We start from the raw sequence: 20717 nt of genomic DNA on the forward strand, positions 1-20717 counted from the left end.
GCCGGATCCCGCGCCGCGCCGCGTCCTCGGGCAGCTCCGGCAGGTGCAGCACCCGGCTGAGGTCGAGCCCGTGGCCCTTCCAGTGGTCGATGGCCGGGGCGACGTCGAGCAGCTCGATGTGCCCGATCGCCTCCTCGATGCTGCGGAACCCCAGCTCGGCCAGGTAGCCCCGGACCTCCTCGGCGAGGAACAGGAAGAAGTTCTCCACGAACTCCGGCCGGCCGGTGAAGCGCTCGCGCAGCACCGGGTTCTGGGTGGCGATGCCGACCGGGCAGGTGTCCAGGTGGCAGACCCGCATCATCACGCAGCCCTCGACGATCAGCGGGGCGGTGGCGAAGCCGAACTCCTCGGCGCCGAGCAGCGCCGCGATCAGCACGTCCCGGCCGGTCTTGAGCTGGCCGTCGACCTGCACGGTGACCCGGTCGCGGAGCTTGTTGAGCAGCAGGGTCTGCTGCGCCTCGGCCAGGCCGAGCTCCCAGGGGGTGCCGGCGTGCTTGAGCGAGTTGAGCGGGGACGCGCCGGTGCCGCCGTCGTGGCCGGAGATCAGGATGACGTCGGCCTTGAGCTTGGCGACGCCGGCCGCGACGGTGCCCACGCCGACCTCGCTGACCAGCTTGACGTGCACCCGGGCGGCCGGGTTGACGCACTTGAGGTCGTGGACGAGCTGGGCCAGGTCCTCGATCGAGTAGATGTCGTGGTGCGGCGGCGGGGAGATCAGGCCGACGCCGGGGGTGGCGTGCCGGGTACGCGCGATCCACGGCCAGACCTTGTTGCCGGGGAGCTGGCCGCCCTCGCCGGGCTTGGCGCCCTGGGCCATCTTGATCTGCAGGTCGTCCGCGTTGACCAGGTATTCGCTGGTCACCCCGAACCGGCCGCTGGCGATCTGCTTGACCGCCGAGCGGCGCCGCGGGTCGCGCAGCCGCTCGACGTCCTCGCCGCCCTCGCCGGTGTTGGACTTGCCGCCGAGGCGGTTCATCGCGATGGCCAGGGTCTCGTGCGCCTCCGCCGAGATCGACCCGTACGACATGGCGCCGGTGGCGAACCGCTTGACGATCTCGGCGGCCGGCTCCACCTCGTCCAGCGGCACCGGCGGGCGTACGCCGGCGCGCAGGGTGAACAGGCCGCGCAGCGAGCCCGCCTTCGCGGCCAACTCGTCGACCTTGGCGGTGTACTGCCGGAAGACGTCGTACTGACGGCTGCGGGTGGCGTGCTGGAGCAGGAAGACCGTCTCCGGGTTGAACAGGTGCAGCTCGCCCTCGCGGCGCCACTGGTACTCGCCGCCGACCTCCAGCCGGTCCGAGGGCTGCGTCCCGGGGGCCGGCCAGGCCAGCGCGTGCCGGGCGGCCACCTCGGCGTGGATCTCGGCCAGGCCGATGCCGCCGATGGTGCTCGGGGTGCCCCGGAAGTAGCGCTCGACCAGCCGGGTGTCCAGGCCGACCGCCTCGAACACCTGTGCGCCGCAGTAGGACGACACCGTCGAGATGCCCATCTTGGACATGATCTTCAGGACGCCCTTGCCGAGCGCCTTGACGTAGTTGCGGACCGCCTTCTCCGGCTCGACGCCGACCAGGGCCCCGGTGGAGATCATGTCCTCCACCGACTCGAAGGCCAGGTACGGGTTGACCGCCGCCGCGCCGTACCCGATCAGCACGGCCGCGTGGTGCACCTCGCGGCAGTCGCCGGACTCGACGATCAGCGCTACCTGGGTCCGCGTCTGCTCGCGGACCAGGTGCTGGTGCACCGCCGCGGTGAGCAGCAGCGACGGGATCGGCGCGAGGTCGGCGTTGGAGTCCCGGTCGGAGAGCACCAGGATCCGCACGCCGTCCTCGATCGCCTCGGAGACGTGCCGGCAGATCTCGGTGAGCCGGGCCTTGATGCCGGCGCCGCCGTCGCGGACCCGGTAGAGCCCGGAGACCCGCACCGCCTTGAAGCCGGGCAGGTCGCCGTCCTCGTCGATGGAAAGGATCTTGGCCAGCTCGTCGTTGTCGATCACCGGGTACGGCAGCACGATCTGCCGGCAGCTCGCCGGGCCCGGTTCGAGCAGGTTGCCCTCCGGCCCGATGGTGGACGCCAGGCTGGTCACCAGCTCTTCCCGGATGGCGTCCAGCGGCGGGTTGGTGACCTGGGCGAAGAGCTGGTGGAAGTAGTCGTAGAGCAGCCGCGGCCGGGTGGACAGCGGGGCGATGGGGGTGTCGGTGCCCATCGAGCCGATCGGCTCCGCGCCGCTGCGGGCCATCGGGGCGAGCAGGATCTTCAGCTCCTCCTCGGTGTAGCCGAAGGTCTGCTGCCGGCGGCGGACCGAGTCGTGGGTGTAGACGATGTGCTCGCGCGGCGGCAGCTCGTCCAGCTCGATGAGGCCGGCGTGCAGCCACTCCTGGTACGGCTGGGCGCCGGCCAGTTCGGTCTTGATCTCGTCGTCGGAGACGATCCGCCCGTTGACGGTGTCGACCAGGAACATCCGGCCGGGCTGGAGGCGGCCCTTGGCCACCACGGTGGCCGGATCGAGGTCGAGCACGCCCGCCTCGCTGGCCAGCACGACGAGGCCGTCGACGGTCCGCGACCAGCGGCCGGGGCGCAGCCCGTTGCGGTCGAGCACGGCGCCGACGATCTCGCCGTCGGTGAAGGCGACCGAGGCGGGCCCGTCCCAGGGCTCCATGAGGCTGGCGTGGAAGCGGTAGAAGGACACCCGATAGGGGTCCATGTCGTGGTCGTTCTCCCAGGCCTCCGGAATCATCATGAGCACCGCGTGCGGCAGGCTCCGCCCGGCCAGGTGCAGCAGCTCCAGCACCTCGTCGAAGTTGGCCGAGTCGGAGGCGGCGGGCGTGCAGACCGGGAAGACCCGGCGGATGTTGCCGGGCAGGTTCGCGGAGCGGAGCAGAGCCTCCCGGGCCTGCATCCAGTTGCGGTTGCCGCGGATCGTGTTGATCTCGCCGTTGTGCGCGATGAACCGGTACGGGTGGGCCAGCGGCCAGGACGGGAAGGTGTTGGTCGAGAAGCGCGAGTGCACCAGGGCGATGGCGCTGACCACCCGGTCGTCGGTCAGCTCCGGGTAGAACGCGGGAAGCTGGTCCGGGGTGAGCATGCCCTTCCAGACCATGGTCCGGCCGGACAGCGACGGGAAGTACGCCGGCACGCCGCGCTCGGCGGTCTCCCGCTCGACCTGCTTGCGCAGGCAGAACGCCACCCGGTCCAGGTCGAGCCCGGTGAGCGGGGAGCCGGCCGGCCCGGCGGGCGAGTCGGTGAGCCGCCGCGCGGCGACGAAGAGCTGCCGGACCCGGGGCATCGCCGCGAGCGCGGTCTCGCCGAGGCTGCTCGGGTCGGTGGGGACGTCCCGCCACCCGAGCACGTCCGCCCCCTCGACCAGCGCGTACTTCTCCACCACCTGGCGGGCGCGCGCCTCGGCCGCGTCGTCGTCGGGCAGGAAGACCAGGCCAGTGGCGTACTGGCCGGCGGGCGGCAGCGGGAAGTCGACGACCTCCCGGAGGAACGCGTCCGGCACCTGGATCATGATGCCGGCGCCGTCACCCGTGTTGTGCTCCGCGCCCCGGGCGCCCCGGTGGTCCAGCCGGCACAGCGCCCCGAGGCCGTTCGCGACGACCTGGTGCGATCGGCGCCCGTGCAGGTCGGCCACGAAGGCCACACCGCACGCGTCGTGCTCGTACGCGGGGTCGTACAGCCCCGTCGCCGCGGGGGCCGGCTGGGGGTGGAGAGGGTACGGAAAGGCCACCGGGCCTCCTGTCGTCACTCAGGTTGGATCATGGTCGGGACGACGTCGGCCCTTGTGGGTTTTATTGAGTCTACGTTAGGGCGTCGGGCGCAAGGCCAGTTCAGATTGATCACACTTCCAGAATCTGAGACGTGTAGTCTCGCGCGGTGGATGTCGTACGCACTGACGTGCTCGACCGGTTGGAGCGGTTCTACGACGCGGTGCCCAGAGATACGGCCCGTGCGGAGGAATACGGCCCGCTGGTGCTGTTCGTCCGCGACGGCGCCGGTTGGCCGTTCTACGCCCGACCCCGGCCGGGCGCCACCGCGCCGGCCTCGCTCGCCGACGTGACCGCGGTCCGGGCCCGCCAACGGGAGCTGGGCCTGCCGGAGGCGTTCGAGTGGGTGCACGAGGTCACCCCGGACCTGCTCGCCGTGGCCCGCTCCGCGGGGCTGTCCGTGCTGGAGGCGCCGCTGATGGTGCTGGACGCCGACCGGCTGCCCGACCCGGCGACACTCAGCGACGTACCGGTGCGCGTCCTCGACCCGGCGAACCCCGGCTTCGCGGCCGACGTGGCGGTCCGCCGGGCGGTCGCCTCGGTCGGCTTCTCCAACGGCGGCACCGCGCGGGGCGAGGCCGGGCCGGCCGAGCGGGACGCCGCGGTGGCCCGGCTGGACGTGGCCGCGCTGGAGGAGGAGGCCGTCCGGATCGCCGACGGCCGGCGGATCTCCGTGCTCGCCGGCACGCCCGATGAGGGGGCACTGGCCAGCGGGATGGCGATGCGGGTCGACGACGTGGCGGAGATCGCCGGGGTGGCCACCCTGCCGGCGGCCCGCCGCCGGGGTCTCGGCGCCGCGGTCACCGCCGCCCTCGCCCAGCAGCTGCGGGCCGCCGGCACCGACCTGGTCTTCCTCTCCGCGGGCAGCGAGGAGATCGCCCGGGTCTACCTGCGGGTCGGCTTCCGCCGGGTTGGCACCGCCTGCATCGCCGAGCCCGCCGCCGTCCTCTGAGCGGGCCGGAAGGGGTCAGGCCGGCGGCTGCCAGGAGGCGGCGGCCGCCGCCGCGGTGCTGCGCAGCCGCGGGCTGATCGTGCCGAGGGCGGCGTCCCGGGCACGCAGCGCCAACCGGCCACGGGTCTGCAGGACCGCCGACATCCGGCGGGTCTGCCGGACCATCGTCGCCGCCCGGGGCCGCCGCAGCCGGTCGTACGCGGCCACCGCGTCGGGGAGCCGGGACTCGCGCAGCAGCGCGGCGAGGGTGGCGGCGTCCTCGAAGGCGAGGCAGGCGCCCTGGCCGAGGTGCGGCGGCATCGCGTGCGCGGCGTCACCGAGCAGCACCACGCCCCCGGGTCCGGCCGGGAAGCCGTACGCCCGGGGCAGCGGGCGCAGCTCCCGGATCTCCTGCTGCACCAGGTCGGCCGGGTCGGTGGCGTCGAGCAGCTCGGCGGTCGGCGCGGGCCAGTCCGCGTACCAGCGCTTGAGCAGGGCGAGCTGGGTCTCCGGCGGCTCCGGGCGCGGCGCGCCGGCGGCGGTCGCCACCCAGTAGACGCCGCCCCGGCTGGACCCGCCGGCCGCGCCCCGCTCGCCGAGCGAGGCGGCCACGAAGCGGTAGCCGGCGCCGAGGATCTCCCCGCCCACCTGCTGCTCGGCGGCGAGCCGGGGCACCCGGTACCAGGGGATCACCGCCCGCCAGGCGGCACACCCGGAGCTGACCACCTGCGCCTCGGGGGCGAGCTGGCGGCGGATCTCGCTGTCGATGCCGTCCGCGGCGACCACCAGATCCGCCTCGACCATGTGCCGGCCGTCGCCGACCGCCGGGCGCTCCCCGGAGACCGCCCGCGCGGTCCGCACGGTCACCCCGGTACGCAGCTCCACCTGCTCGCCCAGCCCGGCGATGAGCGCGTCGTGCAGGTCCTCACGGTGCACCACGACCGGCATCCGCTCGGCCGGGGTGGGGCGGGGCTGCACCAGCCAGTGCCCGTCGGGGCGGCATACCCCGCCGTCGGGCACCGGGGTGGCAATGGCGTCCAGGCCGGCGCCGAGCCCGAGGGCGCGCAGCGCGCGTACCCCGTTGGGCCAGAGCACGACGGCGGTCGGCTCCGGGCGGACCCGGTCGGCGCGTTCCAGAAGGGTGACCCGCCAGCCGGAGCGGGCCAGCACGCCGGCCACCGCCAGCCCGCCGAGACCGGCGCCGACCACCACCGCGGTACGCATGACTCCCCCCGCTCAGCTGTCCCGGTCGGCGGACGGGCCGGCCTCGGCCTGGGCCGCGGGCCGGGCGTCGGCGTCCGCGCCGGCCTCGGCGTCCGCCTCGGGGGCGGCGTCCGTGGCCGGCTCGGCGGCGTCGCCCGCCGGCGGCTCCTCGTCGGGCACCACCCCGGTCTCCCGGTACGCGCGGAACTGCTCCTCGGTGACCACCCGGTAGCCCTCGGGCGCGACCGCCTGCGGGCCGGCCTCGCGGGCGGCGAGGTCGACCTGCGACAGGTCACCGCCGGCGGGCGGGACCGGGGCGGTCGGCACACCGACCGGGACCAGGTACTCCCGGGGCCCGCGGACCCGTACGAAGTAGGCCAGGGCGCCGAGGAAGACCAGCAGCGCGGTCCACACGTTGAGCCGCAGGCCGAGGATGTGGTTGGCCTCGTCGGTGCGCATCATCTCGATCCAGAACCGGCCCGCCGTGTAGCCCATGACGTAGAGCGCGAAGGCGCGGCCCCGACCGAGGCGCAGCCTCCGGTCGAGGACGTAGACCAGCACGGCGACGCCGATGTTCCAGAGCGCCTCGTAGAGGAAGGTCGGGTGGTAGAGCCCGGGTTGCAGGACCGGGTTGCCGGCGTCGTCGCGGAGCGCGTGCCCGGGATTGTCCGGGTCCATCACGTGCACCTGGAGGCCCCAGGGCAGATTGGTGCGACCGCCGTAGAGCTCGTTGTTGAACCAGTTGCCGAGGCGGCCGACCGCCTGGGCCAGCGGCAGGCCGGGGGCCAGCGCGTCGGCGATCACGGAGAGCCGGATGCCGAGCTGGCGGGCGGCGATCCAGGCGCCGATCGCGCCGCCCGCGACGGCGCCCCAGATGCCCAGGCCGCCCTCCCAGATGGCGAACGCCTTGAGCGGCTGGCCGTGCTCGCCGAAGTACTTCTCCGGCGAGGTGATCACGTGGTAGAGGCGGGCACCGACAATGCCGGCCGGCACCGCCCAGACTGCGATGTCGAGCACCGCGCCGGGAGCGACGCCGCGCTGCCGGAGCCGGTACTCGGTCACCACGCAGGCCAGCACGATGCCGACGATGATGCAGAGCGCGTAGGCCCGGATCGGAACCGGTCCGAGCTGCCAGACGGCGGTGCTGGGGCTGGGCAGGGCCGCCAGGGGGGTCATCGGGGCGATGGTCACGGGTCCACACGGTACCTGTGCGGACCGTGCTGGCGGCACCCCGGTCCGGTCGGGTTCACGGGCAGGATGACTTCTGGTTTGCACCGCCGTAGGCTCTTTGTCCATGAGCGGGCTCCGCTGGGCGGTCGCCGCGGTCGTCGTCGACCAGGCCGGCTGGGTGCTGCTCTGCCGGCAGACCGGCGCCGGCCGGCGCTGGGCACTGCCCGGCGGGCGGCTACGCCACGACGAGAGCCCGCCGCAGGCCGCCGTCCGCGAGATCCGCGCGGAGACCGGCTGGGAGGTGGACCTCATCGACCTGGTCGGCCTCTACCGGCTCGGCGTGCCGGACGCTCCCCCACCCCCGGCCGGCCGCTGCGGCACGGTGCCGGACGTGCTGGTCCACGTCTTCCGCGCCCGGGTACGCGCCGACCGTCCGGTCGTCGCCCCGGCGGTCGGCTGCCACCTCGACTGGCACCCGCCGGACGCGCTCCCGGACGCGCTGACCCCGACCACCCGCACCGCCCTCGCCGACGCGCTCGCCGGCCGGTCCGGCGTGCTGCGCGAGGCGGCGGAGCAGGCCCGGGCGACCGGGGCGGAGTCGAGCGCCGCGGCGGAGCCGATCGGCGCCGGCGGCACGCCGCCGCCGGGCCAGCGGGCCGCCGGAGAACAGGACGCCGGGCGGCGGTGACGCACCGGCGCGGTGCCGCCGCCCCGTGCGGCGACGCCGCCCGGTGCCCGGCGAGCCGACTGGCATCCGGCGGCTATCCGGCCTGTGCCGTCGCCGCCGCGTCCCCGGGCGTCGGCGTCCGGCGGCGGCATGGCAGGAGAGCGCCTTTCGAGCTGATGTCGTGAACGACTCACGCCCACCGGGGCCGGGCTCCGGCGAGGGAAGGGAGGGACGGCAGAGCGGGCTCGTCGCTGGCCCCCGCACGCCGTGATATCGCAACCGACTCAGCTCCAAAGGAGCCGAAGACCAGGCCGGTCGCCAGGCCCCCGCACGCCATGACGTCACAACCGACTCAGCTCGAAAGGACCTGACGGACAACAGCCAGGGCCAGGGCGGGACCGCGCGGTGCCGGCGAGGTGGCGGGTTCGGGCGAGCCGGGCTCGCGCCGGTCCGGGGATGTGGCGGCTCAGCGCACCGGGTTGCGGACGCCCTCGGCGAGTTCGGCGCTCAGCGCGCGCAGGGCGGCCAGGCCGGCGGCCTGGTCCGGGGCGTCCAGCAGGCACCGGACCAGGGCGCTGCCGACGATCACGCCGTCGGCGTACCCGGCGACGGTGCCGGCCTGCGCGCCGGTGCCGACCCCGAGGCCGACGCCGACCGGCAGGTCGGTGACCTCGCGCAGCCGGGAGACCAGGATCGGGGCCGCCTGGGAGGTCTGCGCCCGAGCTCCGGTGACCCCCATGAGCGCGGTGGCGTAGACGAAGCCGCGGCAGTGCTCGACGGTCATCCGCAGCCGGGCGTCGGTCGACGACGGGGAGACCAGGAACGTCCGGTCCAGGCCGTACGTGTCGGAGGCGGCCAACCACTCGTCGGCCTCGTCGGGGATGAGGTCCGGCGTGATCAGACCGGTGCCCCCGGCGGCGGCCAGGTCGCGGGCGAAGGCGTCCACGCCGTACTGCTCGATCGGGTTCCAGTAGGTCATCGTGACCACCTGGGCGCCGGTCTCGGCGACCGCCGCGATGATGCGCAGGGTGTCGGCGGTCCGTACGCCGCCGGCCAGGGCCACGTCGCTGGCCTTCTGGATGACCGGGCCGTCCATCACCGGGTCGGAGTACGGAATCTCCACCTCGATGACGTCCACGCCCGCCTCGACCATCGCCTTCATCGCGGCGATGCTGCCCTCGACGGTCGGGAAGCCGGCCGGCATGCAGCCGACCAGCACGGCCCGCCCGTCGGCGCGGGCCTTGTCGAAGGAGACCCCGATCCGGCTCACGATCTCACTGCTCCTTGTCGAGGATGCCGAAGTACCCGCCGGCGGTGTGCACGTCCTTGTCGCCCCGACCGGAGAGGTTGACCACGATGACCGGCTCCCGGCCCAGCTCGGCGGCGAGCTGCGGGCCGATCTTGAGGGCCCCGGCGAGGGCGTGCGAGCTCTCGATCGCCGGGATGATCCCCTCGGTACGGCAGAGCAGCGCGAACGCGGCCATCGCCTCGTCGTCGTTGACCGGCAGGTAGGTCGCCCGGCCGCTGTCGTGCAGCCAGGCGTGCTCCGGCCCCACGCCCGGGTAGTCCAGGCCCGCCGAGATCGAGTGCGACTCGATCGTCTGCCCGTCGGCGTTCTGCAGCACGTACGTCCGGGTGCCGTGCAGCACCCCGGAGGACCCGCCGGTGATGCTGGCCGCGTGCCGGCCGGTCTCCACGCCCTCGCCGCCGGCCTCGAAGCCGTACAGCCGTACGCCGGGGTCGGGGACGAAGGCGTGGAAGATGCCGAGCGCGTTGGAGCCGCCGCCCACGCAGGCCGCGACCGCGTCCGGCAGCGCGCCGGTCAGGTCGAGGCACTGCTGGCGGGCCTCCTCGCCGATGCCGCGCACGAAGTCCCGGACCATCTCGGGGAACGGGTGCGGGCCGGCCGCGGTCCCGATCAGGTAGTGGGTGGTGTCGACGTTGGCCACCCAGTCCCGCATCGCCTCGTTCATCGCGTCCTTGAGGGTCCGCGAGCCGGTGGTGACCGGGACGACGGTGGCGCCGAGCATCCGCATCCGGGCCACGTTGAGCGCCTGCCGCTCGGTGTCCACCTCGCCCATGTAGACCACGCACTCGAGGTCGAACAGGGCGGCGGCGGTGGCCGTGGCCACGCCGTGCTGGCCGGCGCCGGTCTCGGCGATCACCCGGGTCTTGCCCATCCGCTTGGTGAGCAGGGCCTGGCCGAGCACGTTGCGTACCTTGTGCGCGCCGGTGTGGTTCAGGTCCTCCCGCTTGAGCAGGACCCGGGCCCCGGCCTTCGCGGAGAACCGCTGGGCCTCGTAGAGCCGCGACGGGGTGGCGGCGTAGTCGCGCAGCAGGGCGTGGAACTCGGCGAGGAACTCCTCGTCGGTCATCGCCTTGCGGTACGCCGCGTCGAGTTCGTCCAGCGCCGCGACCAGCGCCTCCGGGACGAACCTTCCGCCGAACCGGCCGAAGTGACCGGCGGCGTCGGGGACCTGGCCGGCGGGGGCCGCGGCGTCAGCGCTCATCGCGGGTGTCCTCTCGAAACGTGTCGGGACCCGGCGCGGATCAGCGCACCGGCCGGGGCGTGGCCGGGTGATTGCCGGCGTTCACCAGCTCGGCGACCGCCTCGCGGGGGCTCTTCTGGGTGACCAGGCCCTCGCCGACCAGGACCGCGTCGGCGCCCGCCGAGGCGTACCGGATGAGGTCGTGCGGGCCGCGCACGCCGGACTCGGCGATCTTGACAACGCTGCTCGGCAGGCCGGGCGCGATCCGCTCGAACACCGAGCGGTCGACCTCCAGGGTACGCAGGTCACGGGCGTTGACCCCGATCACCTGCGCACCCGCCTCCAGGGCCCGGTCGGCCTCCTCCTCGGTGTGCACCTCGACCAGCGCGGTCATGCCGAGCGACTCGATCCGCTCCAGCAGCCCGACGAGGGCGTTCTGCTCCAGCGCGGCGACGATCAGCAGCACCAGGTCGGCGCCGTGGGCCCGGGCCTCGTGCACCTGGTAGCTGGAGACGACGAAGTCCTTGCGGAGCACCGGAACCTTGACCGCGGCGCGCACGGCGGCCAGGTCGTCCAGCGACCCGCCGAACCAGCGCCCCTCGGTGAGCACGCTGATCGCCCGGGCACCGCCGGCGGCGTACTCGCCGGCCAGGTCGGCCGGGTCGGCGATCTCGGCCAGCCGCCCCTTGGACGGCGAGGAGCGCTTGACCTCGGCGATCACGGCCACGCCCGGCCGGCGCAGGGCCGCGTACGCGTCCAGCGGCGGCGGCGCGGCCGCGGCCAGCTCGCGGATCCGCTCCAGCGGGACCTGCTCCTGTCGCCGCGCCACGTCCTCCCGGACGCCGGCCAGGATCTCGTCGAGCACGCTTGCGGACGCCGCCGACCCGGCGTCGTCCCCCTCCGCGTGCGCATGCTCAGCAGTCACCAACGGACTCCCCTCTCCGGGTGTCATGGGCCGATGCTAGGTGGCGCCACCTGGCGACAAGTGCCGGGGGGTATGGCGCTCCTCACGAAATGGGCTGTGGCATGATGACCGACTTCCGGTGAACGCGGTGTTACGCAGCGCCACCGCGCCGATCGGCCGGCGTCATCCCGGTTGCTGTGACCAAGCTCAAGGGCGAACGGCCCTGCCCAGGTCGGGCCGGCTGCCGGACAGTTGACCCGGGCTTCACGGCGACGAAACGCGAGCCCGGGAGCATCTTGCTCGGGCAGACTCGACGAGGCGCCTGCCAACCGTCGCCATTGATCTCGTACGGGGTGACCATGAGCACCAACGGGCCGAACCAGACCATCGGACTGACCACCATCTCCCGGAGCGTCGCGTCGCTCGCCGTCGGCGTGGTGCACACCCTCGAACGCGCCATGATCGGCGACGGCCGGATGCGGACCGCCCGGGGCAACGCCTGGGAGGCGGTCTGCGCCGACCGGGCCCGCGCGGAGCAGCGCCGCGAGCTGGACCGCCTGGTGGCCGAGCTGGCCGCCACCCGGGCCGCGGTCCGGGATCGCCGCGACGCGCCGGACACGCAGCCGGTCAGCTGACCGTCGGGTCCTCGCCCCGGTCGAGCGCCTCCCAGGCGTCCCGGGTGCCCCGCTCCACCGCCGGCCGGTCCGGGCCCGTCGGAGCAGCCGAACGGGCCCGGCGCTCGTACCGGGCACCCATCGCCGGCCAGCCGCCGCCGCCCAGCGCGGTGAACGCCCCGCCGGCCGCCGCGATCAGCCCGCCGACCAGCACCAGCGCCGGCCACTGCCGGCTCACCCCGCTCTCGGCCAGGCCGTAGCCGCCACCGGCCGCCACTGCCAGGCCGGCCAGGGCCAGCAGGCCGCCGAGCAGCCGCCGGACCCGGCCCCCGGTGGCCAGTACCGCGCCCCCGCCGGCCAGCCCGACCAGCGCCAGCGCGGAGACCCACGGCAGCAACTCCGCGCCGGTGCGGGCGTGCCGCGTCGGCGGCAGCGATCCCCGGGCGGTCAGCTCGACCGACCAGGTCCGGGTCACCGCCCAGCAGGCCAGGCCCGCGCCGGCCAGGCAGAGCAGCACCGCGTACGTCAGCTCGCGCCGGCCCCGGTCCGCGCTCATCGGGCCGGCCTCAGGGTCTCGGCGGCGGCGATGGCGGCGAGCACGGCGGCGGCCTTGTTCCGGGTCTCCTGATCCTCGGCGGCCGGATCGGAATCGGCCACCACCCCGGCCCCGGCCTGCACGTAGGCCCGGCCCTCGCGGAGCAGCGCGGTCCGGATGGCGATCGCCATGTCCAGGTCGCCACCGAAGCCGAAGTAGCCGACGGTGCCGCCGTAGAGGCCGCGCCGGACCGGCTCCAGCTCCTCGATGATCTCCATGGCCCGTACCTTGGGCGCGCCGGACAGGGTGCCCGCGGGGAAGGTCGCGGCGAGCGCGTCGAACGCGGTGCGGTCCGCGCGCAGCTCCCCGACCACGGTGGAGACGATGTGCATGACGTGGCTGTACCGCTCGATGGTGGCGAACTCCGGCACCTCGACCGTGCCCGGGCGGCACACCCGGCCCAGGTCGTTGCGGCCCAGGTCGACCAGCATGACGTGCTCGGAGCGCTCCTTCGGGTCAGCGAGCAACTCGCCGGCGAGCCGGGCGTCGGCCTCCGGGGAGCCGCCGCGCGGCCGGGTGCCGGCGATCGGGTGCAGCAACGCCCGCCGCCGCCCGTCCTGCCCGGTGCTCACCTTGAGGTGCGCCTCCGGCGAGGAGCCGACGATGTCGAACCCGTCGAAGCGCAGCAGATACATGTACGGGCTGGGGTTGGTGGTGCGCAGCACTCGGTAGACGTCCAGCGGGTCGGCGTGGGTGGCCCGCTCGAACCGCTGGCTCAGCACGATCTGGAAGCACTCGCCGGCCCGGATCGCCTCCTTGGCCGCCGCCACCGCCTTCGGGTAGCCGCCGTCCGGCGTCCGGCTGACCACGTCGCCGGCCGGTGGCCGGCCGACCGTCGAGATCATGGGCGGAATCGGTCGGGACAGCGCCGTGGTCATCGCGTCCAGCCGCCCCACCGCGTGGTGGTACGCCGCCCCGACGAGGTCCGCCCGGTCGGGCGCGTCGAGCGGGGGCAGGACCGCGTTGGCGACCAGGATCGCCGAACCGTCGTAGTGGTCGAGCACCACCAGATCGGTGGCGAGCATCATGCCCAGCTCGGGCACGTCCAGCTCGTCCTCGGTCAGCTCGGGCAGCCGTTCGAAGCGGCGGACCAGGTCGTACCCGAGGTAGCCGACCATGCCCCCGGTGAGCGGCGGCATCCCGCTGGCCGGGTCCCAGGCTGGGCCGGCCAGGGCGGCGACGGTCTCCCGGAGCACCGCCACCGGGTCGCCGGAGGCCGGTACGCCGGCCGGCGGCTGGCCCGCCCAGACCGCCGTGCCGGCCCGCTCGGTGAGCGTGGCGGCGCTGCGGACGCCGATGAACGAGTAGCGGGACCAGGCCATCCCGGCCGAGCCGACGCCCTGCTCGGCGGACTCCAGCAGGAAGGTGCCGGGGCCGCCGGCGAGCTTGCGGTAGACACCGACCGGGGTCTCGGCGTCGGCGAGCAGCCGGCGAATGACCGGCACGACCCGCCAGCGGGCCGCCAGGTCGGCGAAGGTGGCCTGGTCGGGGCTGACCGTGCCGTCCGTCATGAGGTGGCCTCCGGGGAGCTGACCGGCAGCTCGGTGAAGAAGCAGGTGCGGTGCCCGGTGTGGCAGGCCGCGCCGACCTGGTCCACGCTCACCAGCAGCGCGTCACCGTCGCAGTCCAGGGCGACCGAGCGGACGTACTGGTGGTGGCCCGAGGTCGCGCCCTTGACCCAGTACTCCTGGCGGCTGCGCGACCAGTAGGTGGCCCGGCCCGTGGTCAGGGTGCGGTGCAGCGCCTCGTCGTCCATCCAGGCGACCATCAGCACCTCGCCCGAGTCGTGCTGCCGGACCACCGCGGCGACCAGGCCGTCCGGGGTACGGCGCAGCCGGGCGGCGATCTCCGGGTCGAGTCGGGAGGGGCGGGCCGGGCCGGGGGGCACGGCGCCGCCGGGGCGGGAGGCGCCGGTCACCGGCGCGTCAGAGGCGGGCACGGTTGACCATTCTCCCGCACGCGGCGCCGGCACCGCCGCCGCGTCCCGGGAGGCGGGCGCCGGGCGGTCCAGCGCCCGGCCCAGTTGCGCCAGGTAGCGGTCCAGCCGGCCGTCGACCAGGGCGGCCGCCAGGTCGGCGCCGCCCACCGCGGCGATGTCCTCGGCGTACGGGCGGACCAGCGGGACGATCCCGCCGACCAGCCGCCCGGCGGCGGCGGCCACCTCGGCGGTGGCGCCGGGGCGCAGCCCGAGGCAGCGCAGCATGTCGTCGCGGTAGCCGGGCGGGGCGACCGGGAGGTCCAGCGCGGCGGCCAGGGCGGCCCGCCGGGACGCCACCCGCACCGACGGGTTGGCCAGCCGCAGCACGCAGGGGCAGAGCCGGGCCAGATCAGCCGCGGCGAGCCGGACGCCGACGCTGTCCTCGGCCCACCGGGCGCCGGCGACCTTGCCGAGGGTGGCGATCAGCTCCTCCAGCCGGGGTTCGTCGGCGGGCTGGCAGAGCACCGGCAGGTCGATCCGGCGCCGCCACTCCGGCACCGCCCAGATCAGCCGGGCCGGGGCGGTGACGGGCAACCCGAACGCCCAGTCCGCCGGCTGCCCGAGTCGGCGCACCCAGGACCGGACGTCCCGGGCGGCCACCGAGACGTGCACCAGCCGCCCGGCGAACTCCGCCAGGTACGCCTGCCGCGCCGCGTACGGGAGGGCGGCCGCGGGCGGGCCGGCCGCCCCGGGATCGGGAGCGGCGGGCCGCGGCGGCTCGTCGACGGGTCGCTCGTCCTCGGTCGCGAGCAGCACGTCGACGTCGACGTCGCTGTGCTCGGTGGCGGCCCGCCGGGCGTGGCTGCCCCGCAGCATGATGCCGACGACCGGACGGTCGGCGGCCTGCCGCAGTCGGGCGGCCCACTCCTCCAGGAATGCGCCCTCCGGCAGCGGAGCGTGATCCACAGGGCCATCGTGCCGGACGTCCCATGAGTGTGGCAATGCCCGATGCCGGACTCGGTGTCCGCCTAGTGCCCGACGGTTCGCATTCCTGCCTCGGTATACCTTTCCCCGGACACCGCCCCGGCCGGCACCGCCTCGCGCAGCCAGCGCTGCTGCTCCGGGGTCAGCCGGACGTCGGCCGCGGCGACGTTCTCCTCCAGGTAGCGGACCCGCTTCGTGCCGGGGATGGCCAGCACGTCGTCGCCCTGGGCGAGGACCCAGGCCAGCGCGGCCTGGGCCGGGGTGCAGCCGATCTCGGCGGCCACCTCGCGTACCGCGTCGACCAGCTTGAGGTTGGCGTCGAGGTTGCCGTCGGCGAAGCGCGGCACGGTGCGCCGCCAGTCGTCGTCGGCGAGCTGCTCGCGGCTGGTGATCGCGCCGGTAAGCAGCCCCCGCCCGATCGGCGAGTACGCCACCAGGGACACCCCCAGCTCCCGGCAGGTGGCCAGCATCTCCCCCTCGACGTCCCGGGTGAACAGGGAGTACTCCATCTGCACGGCGGAGATCGGGTGCACGGCGTGCGCCGCGCGCAGCGTCCGCGGGCTCACCTCGGACAGGCCGAGCAGCCGTACCTTGCCGGCCTCGACGAGGTCGGCCATCGCGCCGACGGTCTCCTCGATCGGCGTCCGCGGGTCGCGCCGGTGCAGGTAGTACAGGTCGATGGTCTCCACCCCGAGCCGGCCCAGCGAGGCATCGCAGGCCGCCCGGGCCCAGGCCGCGCTGCTGTCCACGTACGCGCCCGGGGTGCCGGTGCCGCCGAAGTTGTCGCCGGTGGTGCGGTTGCCGAACTTGGTGGCGAGGAAGACCTCGTCCCGCCGGGCCCGGACCACCGGGGCGAGCAGCCGCTCGTTCGCGCCGAAGCCGTACATGTCGGCGGTGTCGAGGTGGTTGACCCCGAGGTCGAGGGCCCGGTGCAGGGTCCGCGTCGACTCGGCGTCGTCGGCGCCGCCGTACGCGAAGCTCATGCCCATGCAGCCCAGGCCGATCGCCGAGATCTCCGGGCCGGTCGCGCCCACGCGTCGCTTGATCGTCACAGCTCCTCCTCGGCCCTGCGGTACGCGTCGATCTTGTAGTCGAGCACCTTGAGGTCCTCCTCCAGCTCGGCCATCCGGGCCAGCACCCGGGCGCGGTGCGCCTCGAACAGGGCCCGCCGCGCGCCGAGCGTCCGGTCGCCCTGCCGGGCCAGTTCGGCGTAGCGGCGCATGTCCCGCACCGGCATGCCCGTGCGGCGCAGCCGGGTGAGCAGGAACAGCCAGTTGACGTCGGACTCGGTGTAGCGCCGGCGGCCCGAGGAGTCACGGCCGACCGGGGCGACCAGACCCTCCTGCTCGTACCAGCGCAGGGTGTAGGTGGTCAGGCCGACCCGTTCCGCCGCCTCACCGACGGTGAGGCTCATTTCCCGCGTGCTGATGTCCACGCCCCCAGGCTTCCAGTTGGAGCGCACTCGAAGTCAACCTTGTGCCCGAGGGCACATTTCACCTACCGTTGAGTTCAACGGATGGTGAGTTTCTCGGAGGCGGGCATGGACGACGCGGTGGCGGTCCGTGACCTGGTGGTCGACCGGGGCAGGCGGCGGGTGCTCCAGGGCATCTCCTGCGTGGTGCCCCGGGGCGCGGTCACCGGGTTGCTCGGGCCCAGCGGCAGCGGCAAGACCACCCTGATGCGCGCGATCGTCGGGGTGCAGACGGTCTCCTCGGGCACGGTCACCGTGCTCGGCCGGCCAGCCGGCGCGGCCGAGTTGCGGCGCCGGGTCGGCTACCTCACCCAGGCGCCCAGCGTCTACGCCGACCTGACGGTCCGGGAGAACGCCCGCTACTTCGCCGCCCTGCAGAGGCGGGACCACGCCCACGCCGACCGAACGGTCGCCGACGTCGGGCTGGCCGACGCGGCGACCCAGCTGGTCGGCAACCTCTCCGGCGGCCAGCGCAGCCGGGCCTCGCTGGCCTGCGCCCTGGTCGGCGACCCGGAGCTGGTCATCCTCGACGAGCCCACCGTCGGCCAGGACCCGGTGCTGCGCGCCGACCTGTGGGCCCGGTTCCACGCCATGGCCGCCGCCGGCACCTCCCTGCTGGTGTCCAGCCACGTGATGGACGAGGCGGCGCGCTGCGACCGCCTGCTGCTCATCCGGGACGGCCGGCTGGTCGCCGACGACACCCCGGACGCGGTCCGCGCCGCCACCGGCGTGGACGACCTGGAGGAGGCGTTCCTCCGGCTGATCCGGGCGAGCGAGCAGGAGGAGTCCCGGTGAATCCCCGCATCCTGGCCGCCACCACCGGGCGGATCCTGCGCCAGCTCCGGCACGACCGGCGGACCGTCGCGCTGCTCGTCGTGGTGCCCACCGTGCTGCTCACGCTGGTCTACTACATGTACGTCGACCAGCCCGCCCCGCCCGGCCGGCCGGGCACCTTCGACCGGGTCGCGCTGATCATGCTGGGCTTCTTCCCGTTCATCATCATGTTCCTGGTGACCAGCATCGCCATGCTCCGGGAGCGGACCACCGGCACCCTGGAGCGGCTGCTCACCACCCCGCTGGCCAAGATCGACCTGCTCTTCGGCTACGGCATCGCGTTCGGCCTGGCCGGGGTGCTGCAGTCGACCATCGCGTCGCTGGTGGCGTACCAGGTGTTCGGGCTGGACACGGCCGGCAGCATGTGGCTGGTCGTCATGATCGCCGGCGTCAACGCGGTGCTCGCGGTGGCGCTCGGGCTGTTCTGCTCGGCGTTCGCCCGCACCGAGTTCCAGGCCGTGCAGTTCATGCCGGTGGTGGTGGCCCCGCAACTGCTGCTCTGCGGGCTGTTCGTGCCCCGGGACCAGATGGCCGGCTGGCTCCAGGGGGTCAGCGACGTGCTGCCCCTGACGTACGCCGTCGAGGCGCTGCAGGAGGTCGGTGCGCACGCCGAGCCGACCGGGACGATGTGGCGGGACCTCGCGATCGTCGCCGGGGCGGCGGTGGCGGCCCTGGTGCTCGCCGCCGCGACGCTGCGCCGGCGCAGCGGGTGATGGCCCGGCGCACCGGCCGGCGGCCCGGCAACCCGGACACCCGCGAGGCGATCCTCACGGCGGCGCGGACGGCGTTCGCCGAGCGCGGCTTCGACGCCGCCTCGATCCGGGCCATCGCCACCGCCGCCGGCGTGGACCCGGCGCTGGTGCACCACTACTTCGGCACCAAGGAGGAGCTGTTCCGGGCCACCGTGTCGATTCCGATCGACCCGGCCGAGCTGCTGCCCGGCGTGCTGGCCGGCGGCCCTGACGAGGTGGGCGCCCGGCTGGTCCGCACCTTCCTCGCCGTCTGGGACTCCCCGGTCGGCGGCGCGGCCGTGGCGCTGCTCCGCTCGGCGATGAGCAGCGAGTGGACGGCGCGGCTGCTGCGCGAGTTCCTGGTCACCCAGGTGCTGCGCCGGGTTCTCGACCGGCTCGACATCGACCCGGCCGAACTGCCGTTGCGCGGCGCGCTGGTGGCGACCCAGATCGCCGGCCTGGCCATGATGCGCTACGTGATCCGCCTCGAACCGGTCGCCTCCGCCGACCCGGAGACCCTGGCCGCCACGATCGGCCCCACCGTCCAGCGCTACCTCACCGGCGACCTGACCAACCCACCCTCGCCCCGTTGATCAAGGAGTTTGCGTCTGGATCCGCCACCGGCGTGGCGACGCAAACTCCTTGATCACCCCGGGTGGGGGTGGGGTTAGCGGGTTTGTTCCAGCCAGGAGGCGTAGAGGAGGGCGTAGACCGAGTCGGGGTCCCTGAGCAGCTCCTCGTGGGGGCCGCGCTGGACGATCCGGCCCCGGTCGACCACGATCACCTCGTCGGCCGCCTGGGCGGTGGAGAGCCGGTGGGCGATGGCGAGCGTGGTCCGACCCCGGGTCACCGCGTCGAGGGTGCGCTGCAGGCGTACCTCGGTGGCCGGGTCGACGGCGCTGGTCGCCTCGTCGAGCACCAGCAGGTCCGGGTCGGCGACGTACGCCCGGGCCAGCGCGACGAGCTGCCGCTCGCCGACGCTGAGCGCCTCGCCGCGCTCCCCGACCGGGGTGTCCAGTCCGGCCGGCAGCCCGTCCAGCCAGTCGGCCAGGCCCAGCTCGGAGAAGGCGGCGGTGAGCTGCGCGTCGGTCAGCTCCGGCCGGGCGAAGCGGACGTTCTCCCCCACCGTGGCGTCGAAGAGGAAACCGTCCTGCGGCACCATCACCACCCGGGAGCGCAGCGAGTCGAACCGCACCTGCCGCAACGACACCCCGGACAGCAGCACCTCGCCCTCGGTGGGGTCCATCAGCCGGGTGAGCAGCTTGGCGAAGGTGGTCTTGCCGCTGCCGGTCTCGCCGACCACCGCCACCCGGCTCTTCGCCGGGATCTCCAGGGTCACGTCGTGCAGCACCGGCGGCCCGCCAGGGTACGCGAACGTCACGCCCGCGAAGCGGATGTCCAGCGGGCCGGGCGGCAGCTCCCGCCCCTGGCGGCCGGGATCGGCCACGTCCGGCGCGACGTCCAGCACGTCCAGTACCCGGCGCCAGCCGGCGATCGCGTTCTGCGCCTCGTTGAGCACCTCGGTGGCGATCTGCACCGGCTGGATGAAGAGCGTCACCAGGAACAGGAACGCGGTGAGCTGGCCGATGGACAGGGTGCGGTCCACGCCGAGGTTCACCCCGACCACCACCACGCCGGCCAGGGCCAGGCCGGCCGCCAGCTCCCCCACCGAGCTGCCGATGATGCTGATCCGGATCGCCTTCTGCTGGGCCTGCCGCTGCCCCTCGATCGCCGCGTCCAGCCGCCGGGCGGTGCGCCCGGCGATCCCGTACGCCCGGATCACCGGCGCGCCCACCACGCTCTCGCCGATGGTGCCGAGCAGGGTGCCCATCCGCTGCCGGACCAGCCCGTACGCCCCGGCGAGGCGGCGCTGGAGCAGCCGGATCACCAGGACCGCCGGGGCGAACGCGGCGAGCACCACCAGGGTCAGCTGCCAGGAGTACGCGAGCATCACCACGGTGGTGACCACCAGCTGACCCAGGTTGACGATGAGGATGACGCCGCCCCACTGGAGGAACTGGGTGATCTGGTCGACGTCGCTGGTGACCCGGGAGACCAGCGAGCCGCGCCGCTCGGACTGCTGGTGCAGCATCGACAGGTCGTGCACGTGCCGGAAGGCCCGGGTACGCACCCCGGCGAGGGCGGTCTCGCTGACCGTGAACAGCCGGCGCATCATCAGGTAGCCGCAGGTGGTGGTGACCACCAGCACGGCGGCGGTGGCGATCACGGTCAGCGTGACGACGTCCAGGTTGAGGCCGCCCACGATGCCGTGGTCGATGCCGCGCTGCACGGCCACCGGCACGGCGACCCGGCCGACCATGTAGACCAGCGCCAGCCCGATCGTGCCGGCCAGCCCGGTCTTCAGCTCCGGGGAGAGCGCCAGCCCGCGCCGCAGCGTCCGCCAGGTCGACTCGGTCCTCTCGTCCGTACTCACCGGCCTTT

The 20717-nt window shown here is 74.4% G+C and carries 18 protein-coding genes and 1 pseudogene; 6 read left to right on the forward strand and 13 right to left on the reverse strand.

Annotated elements, in window-relative coordinates; translation table 11 throughout:
- Nucleotides 1–3727, reverse strand: a 3727-nt coding sequence (gene gltB / locus ONA70_RS04360) for a glutamate synthase large subunit (protein WP_265005020.1), incomplete at its 3' end; no start/stop codon positions are given.
- A gap of 146 nt (nt 3728–3873) precedes the next feature.
- Here gltB and ONA70_RS04365 point away from each other — a divergent pair.
- Nucleotides 3874–4716, forward strand: coding sequence for a GNAT family N-acetyltransferase (locus tag ONA70_RS04365; RefSeq protein WP_265005021.1), 843 nt, complete (start codon nt 3874–3876; stop codon nt 4714–4716).
- Nucleotides 4717–4731: 15 nt separating this feature from the next.
- On the opposite strand, the gene ONA70_RS04370 is transcribed toward ONA70_RS04365, so the two are convergent.
- The gene (locus ONA70_RS04370; protein ID WP_265005022.1) at nt 4732–5919 is read right to left on the reverse strand and encodes an FAD-dependent oxidoreductase; all 1188 of its coding nucleotides are present in this window, start codon (nt 5917–5919) and stop codon (nt 4732–4734) included.
- A gap of 12 nt (nt 5920–5931) precedes the next feature.
- Nucleotides 5932–7089, reverse strand: a complete 1158-nt coding sequence (gene lgt, locus ONA70_RS04375; protein WP_265005023.1) for a prolipoprotein diacylglyceryl transferase — start codon at nt 7087–7089, stop codon at nt 5932–5934.
- A 103-nt stretch (nt 7090–7192) separates the two neighbouring features.
- Here lgt and ONA70_RS04380 point away from each other — a divergent pair, with 103 nt between their 5' ends.
- Nucleotides 7193–7756 carry an NUDIX hydrolase gene (locus ONA70_RS04380; protein ID WP_265005024.1) on the forward strand — a complete coding sequence of 188 codons (564 nt, stop codon included), beginning with the start codon at nt 7193–7195 and terminating at the stop codon, nt 7754–7756.
- A 445-nt stretch (nt 7757–8201) separates the two neighbouring features.
- Here ONA70_RS04380 and trpA read toward each other — a convergent pair whose 3' ends face one another.
- The 3 genes from trpA to trpC are packed head-to-tail and all read right to left on the reverse strand — an operon-like array spanning nt 8202 to nt 11089.
- Nucleotides 8202–9005 (reverse strand): tryptophan synthase subunit alpha, encoded by an 804-nt coding sequence (gene trpA, locus ONA70_RS04385; protein ID WP_265005025.1) that lies wholly within the window; start codon nt 9003–9005, stop codon nt 8202–8204.
- Between the two features lie 4 nt (nt 9006–9009).
- Nucleotides 9010–10245 carry a tryptophan synthase subunit beta gene (gene trpB / locus ONA70_RS04390; RefSeq protein WP_265005026.1) on the reverse strand — a complete coding sequence of 412 codons (1236 nt, stop codon included), beginning with the start codon at nt 10243–10245 and terminating at the stop codon, nt 9010–9012.
- A gap of 40 nt (nt 10246–10285) precedes the next feature.
- Nucleotides 10286–11089, reverse strand: coding sequence for an indole-3-glycerol phosphate synthase TrpC (trpC, locus tag ONA70_RS04395; protein WP_265005070.1), 804 nt, complete (start codon nt 11087–11089; stop codon nt 10286–10288).
- 398 nt (nt 11090–11487) lie between these two features.
- On the opposite strand from trpC, the gene ONA70_RS04400 reads away from it, so the two are divergent.
- A complete protein-coding gene (locus ONA70_RS04400; protein ID WP_265005027.1) occupies nt 11488–11763 on the forward strand; it encodes a hypothetical protein in 276 nt (91 codons plus the stop codon).
- Here the strand turns inward: ONA70_RS04400 and ONA70_RS04405 are convergent.
- From ONA70_RS04405 to ONA70_RS04430, 6 genes and pseudogenes are all read right to left on the reverse strand, one after another.
- Nucleotides 11756–12298 carry a Trp biosynthesis-associated membrane protein gene (locus tag ONA70_RS04405; RefSeq protein ID WP_265005028.1) on the reverse strand — a complete coding sequence of 181 codons (543 nt, stop codon included), beginning with the start codon at nt 12296–12298 and terminating at the stop codon, nt 11756–11758. The two genes, ONA70_RS04400 and ONA70_RS04405, sit on opposite strands and share 8 nt — an antisense overlap.
- Entirely contained in the window at nt 12295–13848 is a 1554-nt protein-coding gene (locus ONA70_RS04410) for an anthranilate synthase component I (protein ID WP_265005029.1), read from the reverse strand. Before ONA70_RS04410 ends, ONA70_RS04405 begins: the two co-directional genes overlap by 4 nt.
- Nucleotides 13845–14276, reverse strand: a complete 432-nt coding sequence (gene hisI, locus ONA70_RS04415) for a phosphoribosyl-AMP cyclohydrolase (protein ID WP_265005071.1) — start codon at nt 14274–14276, stop codon at nt 13845–13847. The genes ONA70_RS04410 and hisI overlap by 4 nt, the downstream gene beginning before the upstream one ends.
- A 180-nt stretch (nt 14277–14456) precedes the next feature.
- Nucleotides 14457–15131 (reverse strand): annotated as a pseudogene (locus tag ONA70_RS04420) (phosphoribosyl-AMP cyclohydrolase); the annotation flags it as partial.
- Between the two features lie 152 nt (nt 15132–15283).
- Nucleotides 15284–16291: an aldo/keto reductase gene (locus ONA70_RS04425; protein WP_319956149.1), complete on the reverse strand. Its 1008-nt coding sequence runs from the start codon at nt 16289–16291 to the stop codon at nt 15284–15286.
- Entirely contained in the window at nt 16288–16674 is a 387-nt protein-coding gene (locus tag ONA70_RS04430; RefSeq protein WP_265005030.1) for a MerR family transcriptional regulator, read from the reverse strand. The genes ONA70_RS04425 and ONA70_RS04430 overlap by 4 nt, the downstream gene beginning before the upstream one ends.
- 105 nt (nt 16675–16779) lie before the next feature.
- Between ONA70_RS04430 and ONA70_RS04435 the strand changes: the two genes are divergently transcribed.
- Genes ONA70_RS04435 through ONA70_RS04445 form a run of 3 tightly spaced genes read left to right on the forward strand, consistent with a single transcriptional unit; the run spans nt 16780 to nt 18868 of the window.
- Entirely contained in the window at nt 16780–17505 is a 726-nt protein-coding gene (locus tag ONA70_RS04435; RefSeq protein ID WP_265005073.1) for an ABC transporter ATP-binding protein, read from the forward strand.
- On the forward strand, nt 17502–18257 hold the full coding sequence (locus tag ONA70_RS04440) for an ABC transporter permease (protein WP_265005031.1): 756 nt from the start codon (nt 17502–17504) through the stop codon (nt 18255–18257). Before ONA70_RS04435 ends, ONA70_RS04440 begins: the two co-directional genes overlap by 4 nt.
- Complete coding sequence (locus tag ONA70_RS04445) at nt 18257–18868, forward strand: TetR/AcrR family transcriptional regulator (RefSeq protein ID WP_265005032.1); 612 nt, start codon at nt 18257–18259, stop codon at nt 18866–18868. The genes ONA70_RS04440 and ONA70_RS04445 overlap by 1 nt, the downstream gene beginning before the upstream one ends.
- A gap of 74 nt (nt 18869–18942) precedes the next feature.
- On the opposite strand, the gene ONA70_RS04450 is transcribed toward ONA70_RS04445, so the two are convergent.
- A complete protein-coding gene (locus tag ONA70_RS04450; protein ID WP_265005033.1) occupies nt 18943–20709 on the reverse strand; it encodes an ABC transporter ATP-binding protein in 1767 nt (588 codons plus the stop codon).
- Nucleotides 20710–20717: the final 8 nt, after the last annotated feature.

The organism is Micromonospora yasonensis, assembly GCF_026013475.1.
Taxonomy (GTDB): Bacteria; Actinomycetota; Actinomycetes; order Mycobacteriales; family Micromonosporaceae; genus Micromonospora; species Micromonospora yasonensis.